Source organism: Streptomyces sp. P17 (genome assembly GCF_032436805.1).
Lineage (GTDB): Bacteria > Actinomycetota > Actinomycetes > Streptomycetales > Streptomycetaceae > Streptomyces.
In genome coordinates, this window is sequence record NZ_JAVRBF010000867.1 from 1 (window position 1) to 269 (window position 269).

Annotated in this window: 1 protein-coding gene; it reads right to left on the reverse strand. The window is 65.4% G+C overall.

The features are described from left to right. Positions 1 to 269: TetR/AcrR family transcriptional regulator (locus RMT89_RS43265; protein WP_399498999.1), on the reverse strand; the 269-nt coding region annotated here is incomplete at both ends.

The following is a 269-nucleotide window of genomic DNA, read 5'->3' on the forward strand; positions in this document are numbered from 1 at the left end:
GGGGCGAAGCCGCTTGTCGAAATAGGCGGGCAAGGCTTCGTAGGCCGGATCGCCGGAATGTAGGGCGGCGGCCAGTCCGCGCTTGGCGGAGATGAAGTCGACGTAACGCTGCATCCACAGCGCCAGCGCATCGCCCGGCGCGTGCTTCTCGGCCAGTATGGGTGCCGCATCTGCACAGGCGTCGATTTCACGGCGGAAGACGGCCTTGATGAGGTCGGAGCGCTGTGGAAAATGGCGATAGAACGTCCCGACGCCAACGCCGGCCTGCT